The sequence below is a fragment of the Myxococcus sp. AB025B genome, from assembly GCF_006518215.1.
Taxonomy (GTDB): domain Bacteria; phylum Myxococcota; class Myxococcia; order Myxococcales; family Myxococcaceae; genus Myxococcus; species Myxococcus fulvus.
On record NZ_SRLW01000036.1, the window covers coordinates 1 to 18,578 of the forward strand.

Annotated in this window: 16 protein-coding genes; 10 read left to right on the plus strand and 6 right to left on the minus strand. The window is 69.7% G+C overall.

Going from position 1 to position 18,578, the window contains the following annotated elements; genetic code table 11:
- Window positions 1–183: 183 nt before the first annotated feature.
- Complete coding sequence (locus FL311_RS08350) at window positions 184–1,443, plus strand: threonine/serine exporter family protein (protein ID WP_141324407.1); 1,260 nt, start codon at window positions 184–186, stop codon at window positions 1,441–1,443.
- An 11-nt stretch (window positions 1,444–1,454) separates the two neighbouring features.
- Here FL311_RS08350 and FL311_RS08355 read toward each other — a convergent pair whose 3' ends face one another.
- Window positions 1,455–1,871 carry a DoxX family protein gene (locus FL311_RS08355; RefSeq protein ID WP_141324408.1) on the minus strand — a complete coding sequence of 139 codons (417 nt, stop codon included), beginning with the start codon at window positions 1,869–1,871 and terminating at the stop codon, window positions 1,455–1,457.
- Between the two features lie 120 nt (window positions 1,872–1,991).
- Here FL311_RS08355 and FL311_RS08360 point away from each other — a divergent pair, with 120 nt between their 5' ends.
- Both FL311_RS08360 and FL311_RS08365 read left to right on the plus strand, forming a co-directional pair.
- The gene (locus FL311_RS08360; protein WP_141324409.1) at window positions 1,992–3,155 is read left to right on the plus strand and encodes an AI-2E family transporter; all 1,164 of its coding nucleotides are present in this window, start codon (window positions 1,992–1,994) and stop codon (window positions 3,153–3,155) included.
- 107 nt (window positions 3,156–3,262) lie between these two features.
- A complete protein-coding gene (locus FL311_RS08365) occupies window positions 3,263–5,497 on the plus strand; it encodes a discoidin domain-containing protein (protein ID WP_141324410.1) in 2,235 nt (744 codons plus the stop codon).
- A gap of 42 nt (window positions 5,498–5,539) precedes the next feature.
- Here FL311_RS08365 and FL311_RS08370 read toward each other — a convergent pair whose 3' ends face one another.
- On the minus strand, window positions 5,540–7,201 hold the full coding sequence (locus FL311_RS08370) for a lamin tail domain-containing protein (protein WP_141324443.1): 1,662 nt from the start codon (window positions 7,199–7,201) through the stop codon (window positions 5,540–5,542).
- A gap of 219 nt (window positions 7,202–7,420) precedes the next feature.
- Window positions 7,421–7,891, minus strand: a complete 471-nt coding sequence (locus tag FL311_RS08375) for a YqaA family protein (protein WP_141324411.1) — start codon at window positions 7,889–7,891, stop codon at window positions 7,421–7,423.
- A gap of 251 nt (window positions 7,892–8,142) precedes the next feature.
- Between FL311_RS08375 and FL311_RS08380 the strand changes: the two genes are divergently transcribed.
- Together FL311_RS08380 and FL311_RS08385 are read left to right on the plus strand one after the other, a co-directional pair.
- Complete coding sequence (locus FL311_RS08380) at window positions 8,143–9,294, plus strand: hypothetical protein (protein ID WP_141324412.1); 1,152 nt, start codon at window positions 8,143–8,145, stop codon at window positions 9,292–9,294.
- Window positions 9,295–9,331: 37 nt separating this feature from the next.
- Window positions 9,332–10,414, plus strand: coding sequence for a serine/threonine-protein kinase (locus FL311_RS08385; RefSeq protein WP_141324413.1), 1,083 nt, complete (start codon window positions 9,332–9,334; stop codon window positions 10,412–10,414).
- A 3-nt stretch (window positions 10,415–10,417) separates the two neighbouring features.
- On the opposite strand, the gene FL311_RS08390 is transcribed toward FL311_RS08385, so the two are convergent.
- The gene (locus FL311_RS08390) at window positions 10,418–11,782 is read right to left on the minus strand and encodes an MFS transporter (RefSeq protein ID WP_141324414.1); all 1,365 of its coding nucleotides are present in this window, start codon (window positions 11,780–11,782) and stop codon (window positions 10,418–10,420) included.
- A gap of 70 nt (window positions 11,783–11,852) precedes the next feature.
- Here FL311_RS08390 and FL311_RS08395 point away from each other — a divergent pair, with 70 nt between their 5' ends.
- The 5 genes from FL311_RS08395 (at window position 11,853) to FL311_RS08415 (ending at window position 15,758) form a co-directional block, all read left to right on the plus strand.
- The gene (locus FL311_RS08395; protein ID WP_141324415.1) at window positions 11,853–12,797 is read left to right on the plus strand and encodes a LysR family transcriptional regulator; all 945 of its coding nucleotides are present in this window, start codon (window positions 11,853–11,855) and stop codon (window positions 12,795–12,797) included.
- Between the two features lie 44 nt (window positions 12,798–12,841).
- Window positions 12,842–13,630 (plus strand): endonuclease/exonuclease/phosphatase family protein, encoded by a 789-nt coding sequence (locus tag FL311_RS08400; protein WP_141324416.1) that lies wholly within the window; start codon window positions 12,842–12,844, stop codon window positions 13,628–13,630.
- 40 nt (window positions 13,631–13,670) lie between these two features.
- Complete coding sequence (locus FL311_RS08405) at window positions 13,671–14,411, plus strand: TIGR02269 family lipoprotein (RefSeq protein WP_194869118.1); 741 nt, start codon at window positions 13,671–13,673, stop codon at window positions 14,409–14,411.
- Window positions 14,412–14,452: 41 nt separating this feature from the next.
- Window positions 14,453–15,157, plus strand: coding sequence for a double-CXXCG motif protein (locus FL311_RS08410; RefSeq protein WP_228556755.1), 705 nt, complete (start codon window positions 14,453–14,455; stop codon window positions 15,155–15,157).
- 76 nt (window positions 15,158–15,233) lie between these two features.
- Window positions 15,234–15,758: a TfoX/Sxy family protein gene (locus FL311_RS08415; RefSeq protein WP_141324419.1), complete on the plus strand. Its 525-nt coding sequence runs from the start codon at window positions 15,234–15,236 to the stop codon at window positions 15,756–15,758.
- Window positions 15,759–15,771: 13 nt separating this feature from the next.
- Here the strand turns inward: FL311_RS08415 and FL311_RS08420 are convergent, their stop codons facing one another.
- A complete protein-coding gene (locus tag FL311_RS08420) occupies window positions 15,772–17,418 on the minus strand; it encodes an AMP-binding protein (protein WP_141324420.1) in 1,647 nt (548 codons plus the stop codon).
- A gap of 91 nt (window positions 17,419–17,509) precedes the next feature.
- On the minus strand, window positions 17,510–18,418 hold the full coding sequence (locus tag FL311_RS08425) for an Fpg/Nei family DNA glycosylase (protein ID WP_141324421.1): 909 nt from the start codon (window positions 18,416–18,418) through the stop codon (window positions 17,510–17,512).
- Between the last annotated feature and the right edge of the window lie 160 nt (window positions 18,419–18,578).

Here is an 18,578-nt window from a genome sequence, read left to right on the forward strand (position 1 = left end):
TCCGCGCCGCCTCCAGCCACCTGGGAGTCCTGCTTTTGCGCGCCATGCTCTCGTCTCCTTCCTGCACCACCCCGACATCCCTTGTCTTCTTTGGAGACCCCATCAGCCGTGCTTCCCGAGCGCGCATGGCGGACAGGCGGACGTCACCGTGCCGCCATTTGACTCCACCCGGGCGGCTCTGCCATTGCGCCGCGTGTGGCCGTCCCTCCTGAAATCGCCGCCTCGCTCCAACACCACCCGGCACCGCCAGGGCCGTCCGTCGCCTTTACCCTGAGACTGGCCGAGGCGCTGCACCGCTACGGCACTCCCTCCCACCGGCTGGAGGGGCTGATGAAGCGCGTGTCCGAGCGCCTGGGCCTGGAGGGCCGCTTCTTCTCCACCCCCACGTCCCTGTTCGCGTCCTTCGGCCCGCCCGAGGCGCTGCGCACCAGCCTCATCCGCGTGGAGCCCGGGGACATGGACCTGGAGCGCCTCACGCAGCTCGACGTCCTGGCCGACGACGTCATCCACTCGCGCCTCACGCCCGCCGAGGGCGCGCTGCGCGTGGAGGACATCCTCGCCCGCCCCCCGCGCTTCGGGCCCGTGCTCCAGATTCTCTGCTGGGCGCTCGCCGGAGGAGCGGGCGCCCGTCTGTTCGGTGGGGGACTGAAGGAGATGGCGGTGGCCACGGTGAGCAGCCTGCTCATCGGAATCCTCGGTGAGGTGACCCAGCGCCAGCCCACCACCGCCCGCGTGCTCGAGCCCGTGGGCGCCATCCTCTCCTCCGCGCTCGCCGTGCTGGCCGCGAGCGTCATCGGCCCGCTGTCCATCCAGGTCGCCACCCTGGCGGGTCTCATCGTCCTGCTGCCCGGCCTGACGCTGACGGTGGCCCTCAACGAGCTGGCCACGCGCCACCTCATCTCCGGCACCTCGCGCCTCACGGGCGCCGCGGTGGTGTTCCTCCAGCTGGGCTTCGGCGTCGCGCTGGGCAGCAAGCTGTCCGTGCTGCTGCCGCCGCCCGTCGCCCCGCCGCCGCCGTCGCTGCCCTCGTGGACCCAGGCCGTGGCGCTGCTGGTGGCGGGCGTCGCCATCGGCGTGCTGTTCCGCGCGCGGCCTCGGGACTGGGGCTGGATTGCGGCCGCGGGCACGTTCGCGTTCTTCGGGGCCCGCCTGGGCTCGGAGTTGCTCGGACCGCAGCTGGGCGCCTTCGTGGGGGCGCTCGCGCTGGGCATCGTGGGCAACGTGCTGGCGCGGCTTCGCAACAAGCCCTCCGTCACCGTCGTCGTGCCCGGGCTGATGCTGCTGGTGCCCGGCAGCGTGGGCTTCCGCAGCCTGTCCTCGCTGCTCGAGCGCGACGTGGTGGCGGGCGTCGACACCGCCTTCAACATGCTGATGGTGGCGGTGGCCCTGGTGGCCGGACTGTTGTCCGCCAACGCGCTGGTGCCCACGCGCAAGGTGATGTGACGCGGGGCCTTTTAGCGCATGCGCGTGACGTAGATGGCCGCGAGCGACAGCAGGAAGTACGGCACCAGCCCGCCCGCGCCCGCGTAGTCCTTGGCCATGCGCTGGCCGAAGAACAGGCACACCAGCGACACGGCGGACAGCAGCGCGCCGAAGAAGGCCAGCGCCGGGCTGCCCGTGGCGATGAGCGAGACCACCCCCGCGCCGCTGAGCGCGCCGGCCGCCAGCTCCAGCAGCGTGATGACGCCGAGCATCAACGGCACCATGCCCTTCAGGGGGCTCTTGGCGAAGTGCCCGGTGAGCCAGCCCAGGTTGCCCTTCCAGTCGATGACCTTGTCCAGTCCGGACTGGAGGAAGAGGATGGCGAGGAAGGCGGCGCACAGCGCCTGGAGCAGCCACGGGGTGAACTGACTCGATTCGAATGCCGGCATGGCGGGGCACTCTAGCCGCCCGGGGCCCGGGCCCAAGTCTTCTTGCTCGTGGAGCAGGCAGCCGGCCTGGGGGGCCGCCTCCCCCTTCCCTCCCGCGCAACCCGCCCTAGCTTCACGGGTATGGCTTCCGAGCAGACCGCCCGGCGTGTGTTCACCGGCCTCATCCTGCTGTCGCTGTTCCTGCTGGCCCTGGTCATCAAGCCCTTCGCCAAGGGCATCTTCCTGGCGGCGGTGCTCGCGGGCGCATTCTACGGGCTGCACGTCCGGCTGACGCGCAAGCTCAGGGGGCGCAAGAACATCTCGGCGGGCCTCATCTGCACGGCCGTCATCCTCGCGCTGCTGTTGCCCCTGGGCGGGCTCACCGCGTTCGTGGTGGCGGAGGTGTCCTCCGGCGCGCAGTTCGTCACCAAGACGGTGCAGCAGGAGGGCGTGGAGGGGCTGGTGCAGAAGCTGCCGGGGCCGGTGCGCAAGGGCGCCGAGAGCCTGATGCAGCGGATGCCCCTGGAGGAGCAGCAGCTGGACCAGACCATCCAGGAGCAGGTGAGCAACCAGGGCGGGACGGCGGCGCGCGCGGTGACGGGGGCGGTGGCGGCCACGGGCTCCATCGCCTTCCAGACCACGATGATGCTCATCGCCCTGTTCTTCTTCCTCACGGACGGGAGGGAGCTGGTGCACTGGATTGAGAGCGTGTCGCCGCTCAGGCGCGGTGAGACCTTGGAGATCATGCGCGAGTTCCGCAGCGTGTCCGGCGCGGTGCTGCTGTCGTCGGTGGTGACGGCAGGCGTGCAGGCCTTCGCGGCGCTGGTGGGGTTCCTCATCGTCCAGGTGCCCGCGCCGCTGTTCTTCGGCGGCGTGGCGTTCTTCATGGCGCTGATTCCCGCGGTGGGCGCGGCCATCGTCGTGCTGGTGGCCGCGGCGCTGATGTTCTTCAGCGGCCACCCGTGGGCGGCGCTGTTCCTGGCCATCTGGGGCACGGTGGTGGTGGGGCTGGTGGACAACATCGTCAAGCCGCTGCTCGCCAAGCGCGGCATGCACCAGCACGGCGCCATCGTCTTCTTCTCGCTGCTCGGCGGCCTGGCCGCGTTCGGCACGGTGGGCCTCCTGCTGGGTCCGCTCATCGTCGCCTTCTTCCTGGCGCTGGTGCGCATCCACGAGCGCGACTACGGCCGCAACCACCCGACGCCCGCGAGCCCGCCGACGCCCGGTCCCCAGGATGGAGGCGCGCACACCGCGCGGACCTCGGAGCGCGAGGGCGCACTGACGTCTCCGGGCGAGAGTCACTGAGACACGGCGCGACGACCAGGTTCGTCGCGTCCCTCCGTAGTCCCTTTGTCAGCCGCGCGGGGCCCTTCGAGGCCCGCGCCCCCCCTTTGCTGACAGAGGAAGTCCCCATGTCTCGTCGTGGCAGTCGCAGTCCCTGGATGCTGTTGGCCACCGTCCTATCCGCGAGCCCGGGCCTCGCGAGTGACACGACCAACGTCGGCTCCTCCGACCGCTATCCGCTCCCCGCCGTACGCGAGAGCCGGTATCGCAACCGCATCGCCACCGAGCTGGGAGGCGGCTGGCAGACCTTCGTCGGAGACCTGCACAGCCACCCCCGGGGACACTCGGAGATGGGGGGCGTGAGCCTCGACTACACGCCACAAATCCGGCGTGACGAGGTCCTGCTCTCCGCCTTCCGCCATGGCTACGACTTCTTCGGGACCAGCAACCACACCACGTTCTGGCCGTCCTACGACGAGGACGACCCCGTCGGGCAGGTGAGCCTGGAGCAGGACGCGAACGGGCAGCCGGAGATGCTGACGCTCGCGGGGGTGGAGAGCCACCTGGGCTCCGACCCCGAGCACCACTTCAACAGCTTCAACCGCCGCATCCGGTTCAACTCGAACAGCCTCTGGAACTGGCACCACGAGATCCTCAACCACTACTCGACCGACCCGCTCCAGAGCACCCACGTCCAGCTCAACCACCCGAACGAGGACGTCTTCTTCGCGCTGCCCACCGAGCCGGACCGCCGCCGCAACGTGCGCGACGCGGTGGAACTGGCTGAGTACAACGACAGATACTTCGAGCTGCTGCGCCGCGGCTTCCGCGTCGCGCCCGCCTCCAACACGGACTCCCACGCCACCACCCGGGCGCAGCTTGGCGAGCCCTTCACCTTCCAGCACCCGAACGGCGCCTGGGTGCTGCCCTACATCGACGAGCCCGGCGTCCCCCGCGAGAAGATTCACGGCCGCGACACCGCCCAGGGCCGCACCGGCATCGTGCTGCCCCCGGGTGAATGGTTCGACTACGGCAACTTCCTGAGGGCGCTGCGCAACCGATGGGTGTACCGCACGGCGCTGCCGCCGGCGTCCGGCTTCTTCATGGTCAACGGGCGGACCATGGGCTCCGAGTTCTCGCTGACCCCGGCCGAGCGGCGGCTCGACTTCACCGTCTGGGGCACCACCAAGGACGGCACCGGCGGCGGCAACAACTGGACGAAGCTCAGGGTCTGGAGTCCCTTCCAGCCCGGCACGCCCATCAAGGAGTTCACCTACACCGACCCGAGCCTCATCGACCTGAAGCAGGTCTTCTCGCTCACCCCCTACGAGTCCATCTACGTCGTCACGCTCAACCAGCAATGGGAGAACGCCGAGGTCACCCTGGCGCCCATCTGGGTGCAGAACCCCGTCGCCAAGCCCACCATCTCCTTCGAGTCCCCGGTCAATCATCGCCAGACGGTGCCCGTGATTCTCGTCAACGGAGGAGGCGACACGGTGGTGCTCCAGCGCGCGCGCACCGGCACGGAGTTCAATGGCTGGCAGACGGTGGGGACCGTCTCCAACTTCTTCATCCCGCTGGACCCCTCCATTCTTCCGACGACGTCACAGTGGCGCGTCGTGGACCCGCATCAGCCGGAGGTCGTCTCCAACGCCATCACGCTGACGGTGAGCAATGGAATCGACGTCAAGCAGCCGAACCTGTCCACCCCGCCTCTCGACGGCGTCAACGTCCGACTCTTCTGGTCCAACCCGACGCCGCTGGCCGTGGACTACTACGCCTCGCGTGACAACGGCGCGACGTGGTCGAAGCTCGCGGAGTCCATCAGCCCCACGACGTCCACGTATTGGGACTTCTACACGGGAGGCTGGGGCGGCTCGAACGTGATTCTCAAGGTGGTGGACCGCGCCGACCCCGGCCACTTCGGCGTCACCCTGCCCTTCTTCGTCTCCCCCGAGCTCCAGCTCAAGATTCCCGCGACGTCCGGCAACGCGACCGTCAACGCCATCGCGGCGTTCACGGTGACGGATTCGGACCTCGGCTCGTGCTGGTGGACGACCAGCGGCGACGAGCAGTCCGTCATCGTCAACCTGGGGCAGGAGCACCTCGTCAAGCGGATGGAGGTGCTGTTCGGAAACGGAAACCCGCGGAGCTGGTACATGGGCACCAGCCACAACGGGAGCACCTGGAGCATGCATGACAGCGGCTCGCTGTCCTACGCGCCGCACCAGACGTTGGTGAAGGACTACACGGACCGCCCCGGCGGCGGCCTGACGGCGCGCTACATCCGATTCTATGTGGCGGGCGACTTCCCCGGCCTCCCGAGCGGGTCGCGAGTCTGCGACATCCGACTGTACCGCTGACCCACCCGCGCCCCCTCTTCACCGAGGGGGCGCGGGCCCGCATCAGAACGCCGCGCCGCTCACGCGCCGTCCCGGCGAGGACGTCAGGCTGGACAGGCTGGTGTGCAGCACGAAGGTGGCGGCCGAGCCCAGATCCGGGCTGCGGTTCGCGGACACACCGTCCGTGCCCGCCATCGCCGAGGACAGCACCGCCGTGTCCACCACGGTGCCGGAGGCGTTCTTCACCGTCACGGTGTCACCGCTGTTCGACAGGCCCAGCGTGCCCGTGGACGCGGCCACCGCGTTGGGCGTGCCCGAGGGGATGCCCGCCGCGCCGCCGAACACCACGATGACGCCGCCCGCCGGCACCGTCGTCCCGCTGGGGAACGTGTGCCGCACGCTCGCCGCGTCCGACACCGTCCACCCCGCGATGCTCAACGACGCCGTGCCCGTGTTCACCAGCTCCACGAACTCGCCGCTCACGTCCGAGCCCGCCTCGTTCACCAGCACCTCGTTGATGAGGAGCGTCCCCGTGCCGCCACCGCCGCCCGTGGAGATGGAGAAGACCGCGTCGCTGGTGTCCGTGATGCTCGCGTTGGACGTGTCCGTCACCCGCACGCGCGCCGTGGTGCTCGCCGTCGTGGGCAGCGTCCACGCGAGGCTCCCCGCAGAGGCCGACGTGCTCGACGACAGCGTGGTCCACGTGCTGCCGTTCAGCGTGTACTCCACCCGCACGCTCGACACACCCGAGGACGTCCAGGAGATGGAGCGGGCGCTGCCCGTCGTCCAGCTCTCACCGCCGTTGGGCGACGTCACCGTCAGGCTGGAGGACGCCGCGTCCCCGGGGATGAGGAAGTCCTTGATGACGCCCATGTGCTGCATGCCGGACGCGCCGCTGTCGCCCGAGAGCGCCGGGGAAATCTCGCCGATGGGCGAGTACACCCGCGTGTCCACCACCAGCCCGTTCGCGAACGAGCTGCCGCCGATGACCACCGCCGTCTGGTACGGCCGCAGGTCGCTGTCCACCAGCACGTGGTCATACGGGCTGTTGCGGCCCGCGTTGGTGTTGGTGTTGCCGTTGCGGTCCGCCGGATACGGGCTGGCGGTGGTGACCACCTGCGACAGGGTGCCGAAGCACGACTCGGAGCGGCTGCCCGTGTTCAGGTCGCCGCCAATCACCAGGTAGTCCCCCGCGGGGATGTTGGCCTGGATGCGGCTGACCAGGCTCTGCGCCTCCGCGTTGCGCGTGCTGGCGTTCGCCGTCAGCAGGTGCACGCTCACCGCCCACAGGTCCCTGGGCCCGGGGATGTCGATGCGCGCCCAGGCGAAGTCGCGGTTGCTGACCTGCGGGTCGTCCCACTCGCCCGAGGCGATGATGGGGTAGCGGCTGATGATGCCGTTGGGAATCTGCGCGCCGGACTCGCGGTAGTACGAGAAGCCCGGCCCGAAGGCGGTGTCCACGAAGCCGCGGAGGTCGGCGGCGGAGTCCGTCTTGTAGTTGAACTCCTGAATCATCACGATGTCCGCGTCCGTGCCCTGGAAGATGCGGATGCCGTGGCCCGGGTCGTAGTCCTGCCCGTTGCCACTGGAGAGGTTCGCCGCCATCAGCCGCAGGCGCACGTTGGCCAGCGCGTCACCGCGCTCACCGAGCGACGTCTCCTCCGAGGGCGCGTCCGACACGGGCGCCTCGCCACCGCAGGCGGCGAGTCCCAGCAAGAGCACCATGAGCCAGTGGCGCCATGACGACAGCGCGCGCGTCGAGACTGCGAGGGTGTTTCGCACGAGGTCCAGTCCTGCTCCCGCCAGGGGGAGCGGTTGAGGGTCGGCAACGAATGCTGAACGGGTGGGCCAGACAGGCTTCGCCTGGAACCACGGCCTCAACTTACCTTCCGGGACTGACGGAAATACTGGCGAAACACGATTGAAACATGACGAGACGTCGCCCTACAGGGCAGCGGCGGTGGACAGGGCGACAAATGCGTAACGCAAACCCTTGCCCAGCGTGACGAAGACGACGAACGGCAGGGGCCTGACGCCCACCATGCCGCCGGCGATGACGAATGCGTCGCCGACGATGGGCATCCACGACATCAAGAGCGCGGGCGCGCCCCAGGTTCGCAGCCGCGCCTCGACGCGCTCCATGCGCGGGCCCTCCTTCTCGCGACGGCGCGCATACCAGCGCCCCAGCGCCCCGCCTCCGCCGCGCGCCACCCACAACCCCAGCAGGTAGAGCGACACCGCGCCCAGCACGTTGCCCACCGTGGCCACGCCCGTGGCGAGCATCGGCGGAGCGCCGCCATAGATGACCGCGGCGAGCAGCGCCTCGGAGGGCACCGGCACCACCGAGCCCGCGAGCATCGCGACGAAGAAGAGGCCCGGGAGCCCCCAGGCGGAGAGGAAGGAGGCGTCTGGCATGGAGTGGTGGGTGCGAAGGACCCCGGCAGTGTGCCACGCGCACACGCGGGCTCGCAGCCTCCTCGTCCAGCCCGCCTGCCCCCACCGGGGGTGAGCCCCGGGCCCGCAGGAGCTGCGTGCCTGCCTCCGGGCGCGCAGGAAATGCACGGCGCGGAGGTGGCTGGCGCCTGGGTCCCCGAGGGAGGACGGGCCTCGGCGCACGCCTTGCTATGGCGAGGGGACATCACCTCACCGTGAAGGAACCCCGTCACATGAGCAGCAGCGACCATCCCGCATCGGGCTTGAGCAACGACCTGAGAATCGTCCCCGTGGAGATTGCTCCCGAGACGTTCTGGGTGGGCAAGCGGGAGCCGGGCAACATCTTCTACGCCAACCCCTATCTGAGACGCTTCCGGGGGACGGACGTGAAGACGCAGCGGGCCTCGGAGTTCAACCTCCTCATCGACCCGGGCTCGAGCAGCGACTTCTCCACCATCCACACCAAGGTGACGTCGCTCATCGGAGGGATGGAGCGGCTGTCGGCCGTGTTCATCAACCACCAGGACCCGGACGTGGGCTCGTCGGCGAGCATCATCTCCGCGCGCTATGCGCCTCGCGCCGGCATCCTCTGCTCGGAGGACACCTGGCGGCTCATCGTCCACCAGAACCTGCCGCGCAACCGCTTCATCGCCACCGAGAAGTTCACGCAAGGGCTGAGCGTCCCCACCGGGCACAAGCTGTTGCCGGTGCCCTCGCCCTTCTGTCACTTCCGGGGCGCGGTGATGCTCTACGACCCGCAGACGCGCGTGCTCTTCACGGGGGATTTGTTCGGCGGGCTCACGGACGCCAACGCGAAGGGGCTGTACGCGGACGAGTCCGACTGGGCGGGCATCCGCGCGTTCCATCAAATCTACATGCCGGTGAACGCGGCGCTGGCGCGCACGGTGGCCACCATCCGCAAGCTCACGCCGGCGGTGGAAATCATCGCGCCGCAGCACGGGCGCGTCATCCGGGGGCCGCTGGTGCAGCAGTTCCTGGAGCGGATGGAGCGGCTGCAGGTGGGCCTGGACATCATGGACGAGGCCCAGGACAAGACGCACATCCAGGCCTGGAACGCGGTGGTGGACCGGGTGCTGGCGCTCGCGCGGGGCTACCTGGGCGAGTCGGTGGACGTGAAGCTGGGGGCCAGTGACGAGCTGTCGGACACGTCGACGTTCGAGGGCAACCGGCTGGTGGTGAACCGCCTGGGCAAGTGGACCGTGGAGCACGTGGTGGACGTGCTGTGCAAGGGTGAGCCGCCTGAGATTGCCGGCCCCATCATGGTGGAGGCCACCAGCGCGGCGGCGGAGTACAACCTGCCCACGCCGCACCTGGACATCGAGGGCGCGGGAGCCCCCTCGCACATCTCGCTGCTGGACCCCTGAGCCGCGGCACGGGCCAACGGACACCGAGGGAGGAGCGGTGGGCTCGACGGAAGATGACGCCGGGGGTGTGGTGTACCTCGGCGGCGTGCAGGAGACGAAGGTGACGGCGGGCACGACGCCGGCTCCCGCGCCCGAGCTGTCGTGGGGTCCCGCGCCGACAACGCCTCCGCCCCCGGTGTCCCTGGGCGAGACGCTGCGCGCTTCGACGCCCGTGTCCCCGCACGGGACGCTGCTCCAGGGAATCCCCACGCCCGCGCCGCTCCCCGCGGCGATGGTGCGAGGGCTGATGCCGGGGCAGGTGGTGGCCCAGCGCTACCGCGTGGAGCGCTGGCTGGGCGCGGGTGGGAGCTCCACGGTGTACGAGGCGCACGACCTGCTCGAGCGGCATCGCGTGGCGCTCAAGGTGCTGGCGACGCCGCACGCGGACGCGGCGACGGTGGCGAGGTTCCGCCAGGAGGTGGAGCACGCCCGGGCGCTGGAGCACGTGAACATCCTGCGCGTCTTCGACGTGGGGATGGATGGGGAGCGGCACTTCCTCACGGTGGAGTTGTTGGACGGGATGGACTTGCGCCAGCGGATGATGGAGCGGCGCCCCACGCTCGCGGAGGCGCTGCGGTGGCTCACGCACGCGGCCGTGGCGCTGGAGCACGCGCATGGCCGGGGCGTGCTGCATCGGGACGTGAAGCCAGCGAACCTGTTCATCACGCGCGGCGGGGTGCTGAAGCTGATGGACTTCGGCCTGGCGAAGAGCGCGCATGTGGCCGGGACGACGGCGCAGGGGACGGTGCTGGGGACGCCCGAGTACATGGCGCCCGAGCAGGTGATGGGCAGTCCCCCCGTGTCGTCCGTGACGGACCTGTATGCGCTGGGCATCGTGGCGTACGAGCTGCTCACGGGGCAGTTGCCGTTCCGACATTCGGACCCGGTGCCGCTGATGTTCCTGCATGTGCAGCAGGCGCCGGTGCCGCTGACGACGCTGCGGCCGAACCTGCCGGGGGCGTTCGAGCGGGTGGTGCTGAAGCTGCTGGAGAAGCGCCCCGAGGACCGCTACGCCAGCGCGACGGAGTTACGCTCGGCGCTCGCGAAGCTGTGGCCGCTCGCGCTCAAGGAGTCGAACTGAGGCTCAGGCCTCGCTCGTGGCTTTGCCGGGAGCGGCCACGGCGAGCCCCAGGGCGACGACACCCGCCAGCGCGCCCGCGATGGCGAACTGCAGGGCGAAGTGGCCTCGTGCCAGCGCCAGCGCGGCCACCGTGAGCGAGCCACCCAGCAGGCGCGTCGCGTAGAGGCTGCTGGTGACGATGCCCCGGTGATGCCAGGGGGCTCGCGACTGCGGGCCAATGAGCGACGTGCTCGCCGCCGGTCCCAGCCCCATGCCCAACACCGCGAGCGAGGCGAGCGCCGCATACGTGCCCCATCCGTACGCGGCCGTCAGCGCGAGCAGCCCGGCGCCCGTCGCCGCCACGGCGAAGCCCACGCCCGCGCTGAGCCGCATACCGCCTCGCACCAGCAGCTTCACGCCGAACGTCGACCCCACGGACCATCCCAGCAACATGGGCAGCAGCGTCAGTCCGGCGACGATGGGCGTCTGTCCGCCCTGCTCCGTCATCCACAGCGGCACCCACGCGGCCATGCTGTAGAGCAGCGCGCCACCGGCGATGCCTCCCGCGACGCCGCTGAGCACCGTGCGGTCCTTCACCAGCTCCATCGGCAGGAGGGGCGCGTGGGACTTGCGCTGCTGGAACACCAGCCCCGCGCCCAGCACCACCGCCCCCAGGAGACACAGCCACCTGAGCTCCGCGTGCCCGGGCTCCAGTGAGAACAGGAGCAGCGCGGCGGAGGTGCCCGCGAGCACGGGCCCCCAGCGGTCCAGCTTCACGTCCGTGCGGCGCGGCGGGTCCCGGTACGAGAGATACAGGAGCAGCGCGGCGAACAGGCCCACGGGGACGTTGACCAGGAACACCCACCGCCACGACGCGTGCATCACCAGCCAGCCGCCGATGAGGGGGCCCACCGCGTTGCCCGCGCCCCACGCGCCGGTGAACAGGCCCTGCACGGCGGCGCGCTCGCGCAGCGTGTAGAGGTCCGCGCTGATGGTGAGCGTGGTGGGCTGGAGCGCGCCGGCGCCGAGCCCTTGCAGCACCCGGAAGGCGATGAGCGCGTGCACGGAGTCGGCGAGCCCGCACAGCGCGGAGCCGACGAGGAACAACCCCATGCCCGCGAAGAAGACGGGCTTGCGGCCGAGCCGGTCCGCCAGCTTGCCGGAGATGAGCACTCCGACGGTGGAGGCGAAGAGGAACGCGGAGAAGACCCACGAGTAGAGGTGCTGGCCGCCCAGCTCGCGGGTGATGGTGGGCATGGCGCTGGTCACCACCGTGCCCTCGAAGGCGCTGACCACCAGGGCCAGCAGCACCGCCCCGGTGGCCGTCCGCCTCGCCACCCCGGGCCGAGCGGAGGGCACCGGCTCTACCGACACACCGCTTCCATCCATTCCGAACGTGTAACCGGGGGCTGGTCATGCGGAAATCGCAACTTCCGCATAGAGTTCTTGCCGAATCCGCATGACCCGAGACCAGCTCCAGGCCTTTCTCCGAGTGGCACAAGAGGGGCGCCTCTCCCCGGCGGCCAAGGGACTGGGACTGTCCCAGTCCGGACTGTCCCGGCAGCTCCAGGCGCTCGAGGCGGAGCTGGGCACCCGGCTGCTCGTCCGCACGCCCGCTGGGGCTGTCCTCACCGACGCGGGTGAACGCTTCCTGCCCCATGCACGGCGCGCTCTGGATGCACTGGCCGCGGGCACGTCCGAGCTGGAGCGATTGTCGGGGACGCCTCGCGGCCCCGTGTCACTGGGAACGTTGCACACGGTGGGGGCGTACCTGCTGCCGGACATCATCCCGACGTTCGCGCGGAGCTTCCCGGAGGTGCGCCCCCGGCTCAGCGAGGGAATGAGCACGGCCCTCGAGGACAACGTGGTCCGAGGCGTCCTGGACCTGGCCATCGTGTCGTTGCCGGTGCGGCACACAGACCTGGTGGCGCAGAAGCTGTGGGAGGAGGTGCTGGTGCTGGCGGTGCCGCGTGGGCATCGCCTCACGAAGGTCACCCGGCCGCTGTCCCTGGCGGACGTGGTGGAGGAGACGTGGGTGGTCATCCCCAGCATGAGCGGGACGCGGGCGCTGGAGGCCGAGTGCGAGGCGCGCGGGGTGACGCCCAGGCTCGCGCTGGAGACGGACAACGCGGAGGCGATGCGGCGCATGGTCGAGCGGGGTTTGGGCGTGGCGCTCATCCCGGAGCTGATGGCGCGGGACCACCAATCGCGCGGCTTCGACGTGGTGCCGCTCGCGAAGAGCGGACTGAAGCGGCAGGTGGCGCTCGTGCATCGGGGCGAGGGCTATCTCACCGCGGCGGCGCGCGAGCTCAAGTCGTTCATCGTGGAGAGCGTGCGAGCGATGCACGAGCCATGGGGGGCGGGCAAGCGCGGGGGAGCGGCCTCGGGCCCGCGGGTGCGGTAGCTTGCGAGCCCACCCGCGCGTCCTTGGGGCGAGAGAGGAGATTCATGCCGCTGAAAGTGATGACGTTCAACGTGTTGCAGGGAGGCGAGGAGCGGTTCGACGACATCGTCACCTTCCTCGCTCGGAACGCACCGGACGTGCTGGTGCTCCAGGAGTGTCTGGGCTGGGACGACGGCGGGAGGCTGCGTCGGGTGGCCGAGGCGCTGGACGTGCCGCAGGACGAGGCGCACCTGGTGCTGGGACAGTCACGGTCGCGGCCCAGCGGGCGGTGCTACCACGTCACGGTGGTGAGCCGCCCTCCCCTGCGCTCGCTGTGCATCCACAATGACCGGCACTTCCTGGGCCACTGCATCGTCGAGTGCGAGCTGGAGGCCAACGGCCCGGTGACGCTGTTCGGCACGCACTTCGACGCGCACCACGAGAAGCTGCGCTACGTGGAGGCGCGGTATCTGCGCTCGTTGTTGGACGCGTCCCGGTTCCGCGAGGGACAATATCTGCTGGTCGGCGACCTCAACTCACTGTCGCGCAGGGACCCGTATCCGGTGGACCTGGAGGACCGGCTGCGGCGGGCGGGCACGGACAAGTATGGACATCCCCCGCGCTTCGACGTCATCGACGACATCGAGGACTACGGCTGGGTGGACACGCTGCCGACGCGGGCCGCGTCGACACGTTGGGTGACGGCGCGGCGCAACCGGGGCGGCGTCACCATCGACTACCGCACGGACTATGTCTTCGCCTCGCCGCGCATGGCGGAGCGACTGGTCTCCGCGGAGGTCATCAACGTGGGCGACACGTCGGACCACAACCCGCTGGTGGCGACCTTCCGCTAACAAACCAAACAGAGAGAACACCATGTCCGGGGGGACATCCATGGCGAAGCGTGAGTGGTGGGTTGTGCTGCTGCTCCTGCTCGCCAGCTGTGCATCGGCACCTGCCGTCCACGCGGGAACTTTCGAGCTGTCGCTCGAGGAGGAATCCGCGGAGGACTGCCGCGAGGCGGCGGAAGACGACGGGGATGAGGGATGCGTCACCATCGCGTGCGAAGACGGCGCGTGTGGGCTCTACCGATGCGAGGACGTCGCATCCGCTACGGTGGCATTCCGCACGGGCGCCCCCGCCACACCGATGGCAGGGGTGGGCAACTCGCCGCAGCGGTACTGGGGAGCTCCGCAGGTGTTGCCCGGCCGCGAGCCCGTGCTCGTCTTCCGGAAGGAGCGCCCCGAGGAGCTACCGAGTCAGAAGGAGCTCCGGAAGGCGAGAAAGGAGTGGGAGCAGGCCACGAAAGAGAAGCACCACATCTTCCCCCGTGCGTTCGCGGACTACTTCGCGTTCCGCCAGATCAACATCCACGAATACGTTCTGGCCATCGACGTGAAGCGGCACAAGGAGATCCACGGTGGTGGGCATGGTGCCCCGTGGAACGCGGACTGGCTCCAGTACATCACGCAGGTGGAGCGAGAGGCCAATCTGGAGGGCGGGCCAAGGCCCGCGGAGGTGAGGCAGCGGCTCTTCGACTTTGGAGGGCTCATGGTCCAGCGCTATCGTCTCGTGGGGATGCCGATGACGTACTGGCAGCAACTCACCGCCAACATGCGGATCGCCGAGGACTGATGCGCTACTTCAGCCTGGCCCCTATCTTCGACCTGGGTGACATGCAACGGCGTTGGAGTCTCAACGCGAAGCGCCGGTGGGCGTTACCAGGGACAGAGTGTCCTCAGTGTCATGCCGGGCCTGCCCTCGGAATCGATTACCCGAGCGTCGACTTGTCCGGCCTGCCCGAAGAACGGCAGTACCGGAAGGCAAGGTTCGTTCCTTGGAACGAGTACGCGCCCCTTCAGGACCGCGTCCTACCGCTCCTCCCAGCAGGCGCAGTTGCCCGTTCGGGAATGGGAATGGGGCCACTGGTAGGAACGGCCCGAGGACGCCCGCCCCCTGTTGCGATGGACATGCCCTGGCGCCTCTTCGCCCAGCCCGAGGGCGTCGAGCGATTGCTCGCCGCTGGGCTGCGCGGCATCACCCCGATTCCGACAGCCGTGACCGCGGCGCGTGATGTCCCCCCGCTGTTCGAGTTCGAGCTCCAATCTGGGGGCAGCTTCAAGCCGGAGTGCGGCGTGGCGCCTCCAGGGGCCCCCTGCACGGTCTGCGGAGTCCAACGTCTGGCAGAAGCGCCGAAGGCTTGGTGGCTCGATCCCGTCGAGAACTCGTCTTCCCTGGACCTCTTCCGCTTTCGTTGGGACCCCGCGATGATCGTCGTGAGCGAGCGCTTCGTCGAGGTGCTCCACGCCCTGGAAGCCACCGGCATCCAGGTCAGGGAAGTTCCCACGACCGAGCCATCCGCGACTGGCGCGCACCCGTAGCGGGAGAAGACCTCCACCCCGTCGTCACGCCACGCCTGTACCGCACGGTTCCAGAAGTTGGTAAACCTCCACGCGCATGGCTCGAATGGACAGCTTCGTGGAGTACACGGTCGAGTTGTTGGAGAAGCTCGGCCCGGTGCAGGCCCGGCGGATGTTCGGCGGCTGGGGGCTGTACTTCGGCGGGCGGATGTTCGGCCTCATCGGGGACGGACAGCTCTACTTGAAGACGGACGAAGTCTCCCGACCGGAGTTCCAGGCCGCGGGCTGCCGTCCCTTCGTTTGGGAAGGCGGGGGCCAGCGCATCGAGATGAGCTACTGGACGCCGCCCGCCGACGCCAGCGATGACGCCTACGCGCTGCTGCCCTGGGCCCGTCGCGGCGTCGACGCGGCGGCCCGGGCCGCGCTGAAGAAGGCGCCGAAGAAGAAGGCCGCCGCGAAGAAGCCTCCAGCGGAGCCCGCGAAGAAGGCCGCCGCTCCACGCAAGGCCACCAAGACCCCGGCGAAGAAGGCTCCTGCCCCAAAGCCCTCGGCGACGAAGAAGCCCGCCGCGAAGAAGACCTCCACCGCGCGCAAGGCGAAGCCTTCGTCACGCCGTCGGTGAGCCCGCGCGCCGCTCAGGCGGTCTTGATGTCCGCCGCCGACTGCAACCCCAGCTCGGCGACGGAGACCTCGCGCATCCGGAACTTCTGCACCTTGCCCGTCACCGTCATCGGGAACGCCTCCACGAGCTTCCAGTAGCGCGGAATCTTGAAGCTCGCGATGCGCCCGGTGCAGTGCTTCGTCAGCTCCTCCGTCGTGAGCGACACGCCCGGCTTCGCCTTCACCCAGGCCATCACCTCCTCGCCGTACTTCACGCTCGGCACGCCGATGACCTGCGCCTCGCTCACGCCCGGATGCGTGTGCAGGAACTCCTCCACCTCGCGCGGCGAGATGTTCTCCCCGCCCCGGATGATGAGGTCCTTGATGCGGCCCACGATGCGCACGTAGCCGTCCGCGTCCATCGTCGCCAGGTCACCCGTGTGCATCCACCCCGCGCGGTCCACCGCCTTCGCCGTGGCCTCCTCGTTCGCCCAGTACCCCAGCATCACGCTGTACCCCCGAGTGCACAGCTCCCCCGCCGTCCCGCGCGGCACCACCTCGCCCGTCTCCGCGTGGACGACCTTCACCTCCAGGTGCGGATGCACGCGCCCCACCGTCGACACGCGCTTGTCCAGCGGGTCATCCAGCGAGCTCTGCGTGGACACCGGCGACGTCTCCGTCATCCCGTAGCAGATGGTCACCTCGCGCATGTTCATCTTCGACTGCACCTGCTTCATCACCTCCACCGGACACGGCGAGCCCGCCATGACGCCGGTGCGCAGCGTGGAGAAGTCGAACTCACCGAAGCGCGGGTGGTCCAGCTCCGCGATGAACATCGTCGGCACGCCGTACAGCGACGTGCACTTCTCCGCCTGCACCGCCTGCATCACCGCCAGCGGCTCGAAGGCCTCCCCCGGAATCACCATCGTGGAGCCGTGCGACGTGCAGGCCAGGTTGCCAATCACCATCCCGAAGCAGTGGTAGAACGGCACGGGGATGCACACCCTGTCAGTGGGGCCGTACTTCAGCGCCTCGCCGATGAAGTACCCGTTGTTGAGCACGTTGTGGTGCGACAGCGTGGCCCCCTTGGGGAAGCCCGTCGTCCCGGACGTGTACTGGATGTTGATGGGGTCATCGAACTGGAGCGACGCCTCGCGCGCCTCCAGCGTGTGCCCGCTCACGTGCTTCGCGTTGGACAGGAGCAGCTCCCAGTCCTCGTCCAGCACCAGCGCCACGCGCAGCTCGGGACAGCGCGGACGCACCTGCTCCAGCATCGACTTGTAGTCCGTCTGCCGGAACCCCTTGGACAGCAGGAGCACGCTGGTGCCCGACTGGTTGAGCGAGTACTCCAGCTCCGCCGTGCGATAGGCCGGATTCAGGTTGACCAGGATGGCGCCGATGCGCGCCGTCGCGTACTGCGTCACCACCCACTCGAAGCGATTGGGAGACCAGAGCCCCACCCGGTCCCCCTTCTCCACGCCCATGGCCAGCAGCCCCTTCGCCACCTGCGTCGTGGTGTCCCACAGCTCACGGTACGTCGCCCGGTAGCCCTGGGAGACGACCACGAGCGCCTCGCCGTCCGGGTACCGCTCCACCGTCCGCCGCAGGTTCTGCCCGATAGTCTCTCCGAGCAGCGGAGTGGAACTGGTGCCATGCACGTACGAGGGAGGCAGTGGGCTCATGCCGGCATCGTCACGCCGTCCATCGCGGTGGGCAAGCCTCACCGTCCCCGCCTGCACACTCCCCATCGTCGCGCAGGAATTGCGCGGCACCTCACCGGGCCGTCGAGCGGGCGGTCCGCTTCTTCACCTCGCGCCGCGCGTCGCGTCGCTTCACCTCGACGGTACGGGCCTTCTTCTTCGCGACCCGAGGTCGAGGCACCGCGTCGACGCCCTGGCACTCCGCGCAGAAGAACAGCCCCCGCGCCGCCAGCTCGCGCCTCCGCACCTTCGCGCCACAGCGCGGACAGGGCTGCCCCTCACGGCCATAGACACAGAAGCGCTCCGCGCGCTTGCGCCCCGCCACACACTCGGGCACCCGCGGCGCGCCCGGCGTGACGATGTGCCCATCCCGAGACGCATCCGACAAGAGCCGCTGGAGCACGTCCCACAGCCTCGCGAAGTCCGCCTCGCTCAACGCGCCCGCCGGCAACAACGGAGGAAGCCTCGCCAGGAACAGCGCCTCCGCCCGGAGGATGTTGCCCACGCCGGACAGCCGCTCCTGGTCCAACAGCGCGAGCGCCAGCGGCATCCGCCCCCGACACAGCTTCTCGCGCGCCCGCTCGGGCGACGACTCCGCGCGCAGCGGGTCCTCTCCGAGCCTCGCGCGGAGCTTCGCCTCGTCCTCCGCCGTCAACAGCTCACAGGCCTGCGGCCCGGACAGGTGCAGCGTCGCGTGGGGCGAGGACAGCCGCAGCCGACAGGCCGGGGACGGCACAGGCGCCTCGCGCCGGAAGTGGCGGATGTTCCCGAACAACCCCAGGTGCACATGCAGCCGCACCTCGCCCTCGAAGCGATAGAAGAGGTGCTTGCCGTGCGCCTCCACCGCCTGGAGCACCCGCCCGGACACCACCCGCGCCCCGTCTCCGAAGCGCCCCTGCGGCGAATCCGCCGTGAAGCGCCGACCCGACAGCCAGCGGCCATGGACCCGCGCCACCCGGTGGATGATGTTCCCTTCTGGCATCCCCCTGGGTAACCCCCGGCCAATCCAGGCGCCAAGGCGCCCCAGCCCCCCGCCCGGGGACCAGCCGGGGCGGCGCCCCTGTCCACTGGCCTCCTCCCCACGTCCGAATCGGGCGTTCCCCTGATGCGCGCTCACCACGCACCGCATTAAAAGGGGGAGG

What these genes read in the sequence shown, in the direction of transcription:
- FL311_RS08400 (WP_141324416.1), top strand. Translation starts at nt 12,842, where the DNA reads ATGCCGCTGAAAGTGATGACGTTCAACGTGTTGCAGGGAGGCGAGGAG.
- FL311_RS08395 (WP_141324415.1), top strand. Translation starts at nt 11,853, where the DNA reads ATGACCCGAGACCAGCTCCAGGCCTTTCTCCGAGTGGCACAAGAGGGG.
- FL311_RS08370 (WP_141324443.1), bottom strand. Translation starts at nt 7,201, where the DNA reads ATGGTGCTCTTGCTGGGACTCGCCGCCTGCGGTGGCGAGGCGCCCGTG.
- FL311_RS08380 (WP_141324412.1), top strand. Translation starts at nt 8,143, where the DNA reads ATGAGCAGCAGCGACCATCCCGCATCGGGCTTGAGCAACGACCTGAGA.
- FL311_RS08390 (WP_141324414.1), bottom strand. Translation starts at nt 11,782, where the DNA reads ATGGATGGAAGCGGTGTGTCGGTAGAGCCGGTGCCCTCCGCTCGGCCC.
- FL311_RS08410 (WP_228556755.1), top strand. Translation starts at nt 14,453, where the DNA reads ATGCAACGGCGTTGGAGTCTCAACGCGAAGCGCCGGTGGGCGTTACCA.
- FL311_RS08415 (WP_141324419.1), top strand. Translation starts at nt 15,234, where the DNA reads ATGGCTCGAATGGACAGCTTCGTGGAGTACACGGTCGAGTTGTTGGAG.
- FL311_RS08355 (WP_141324408.1), bottom strand. Translation starts at nt 1,871, where the DNA reads ATGCCGGCATTCGAATCGAGTCAGTTCACCCCGTGGCTGCTCCAGGCG.
- FL311_RS08405 (WP_194869118.1), top strand. Translation starts at nt 13,671, where the DNA reads ATGGCGAAGCGTGAGTGGTGGGTTGTGCTGCTGCTCCTGCTCGCCAGC.
- FL311_RS08375 (WP_141324411.1), bottom strand. Translation starts at nt 7,891, where the DNA reads ATGCCAGACGCCTCCTTCCTCTCCGCCTGGGGGCTCCCGGGCCTCTTC.
- FL311_RS08365 (WP_141324410.1), top strand. Translation starts at nt 3,263, where the DNA reads ATGTCTCGTCGTGGCAGTCGCAGTCCCTGGATGCTGTTGGCCACCGTC.
- FL311_RS08420 (WP_141324420.1), bottom strand. Translation starts at nt 17,418, where the DNA reads ATGAGCCCACTGCCTCCCTCGTACGTGCATGGCACCAGTTCCACTCCG.
- FL311_RS08425 (WP_141324421.1), bottom strand. Translation starts at nt 18,418, where the DNA reads ATGCCAGAAGGGAACATCATCCACCGGGTGGCGCGGGTCCATGGCCGC.
- FL311_RS08360 (WP_141324409.1), top strand. Translation starts at nt 1,992, where the DNA reads ATGGCTTCCGAGCAGACCGCCCGGCGTGTGTTCACCGGCCTCATCCTG.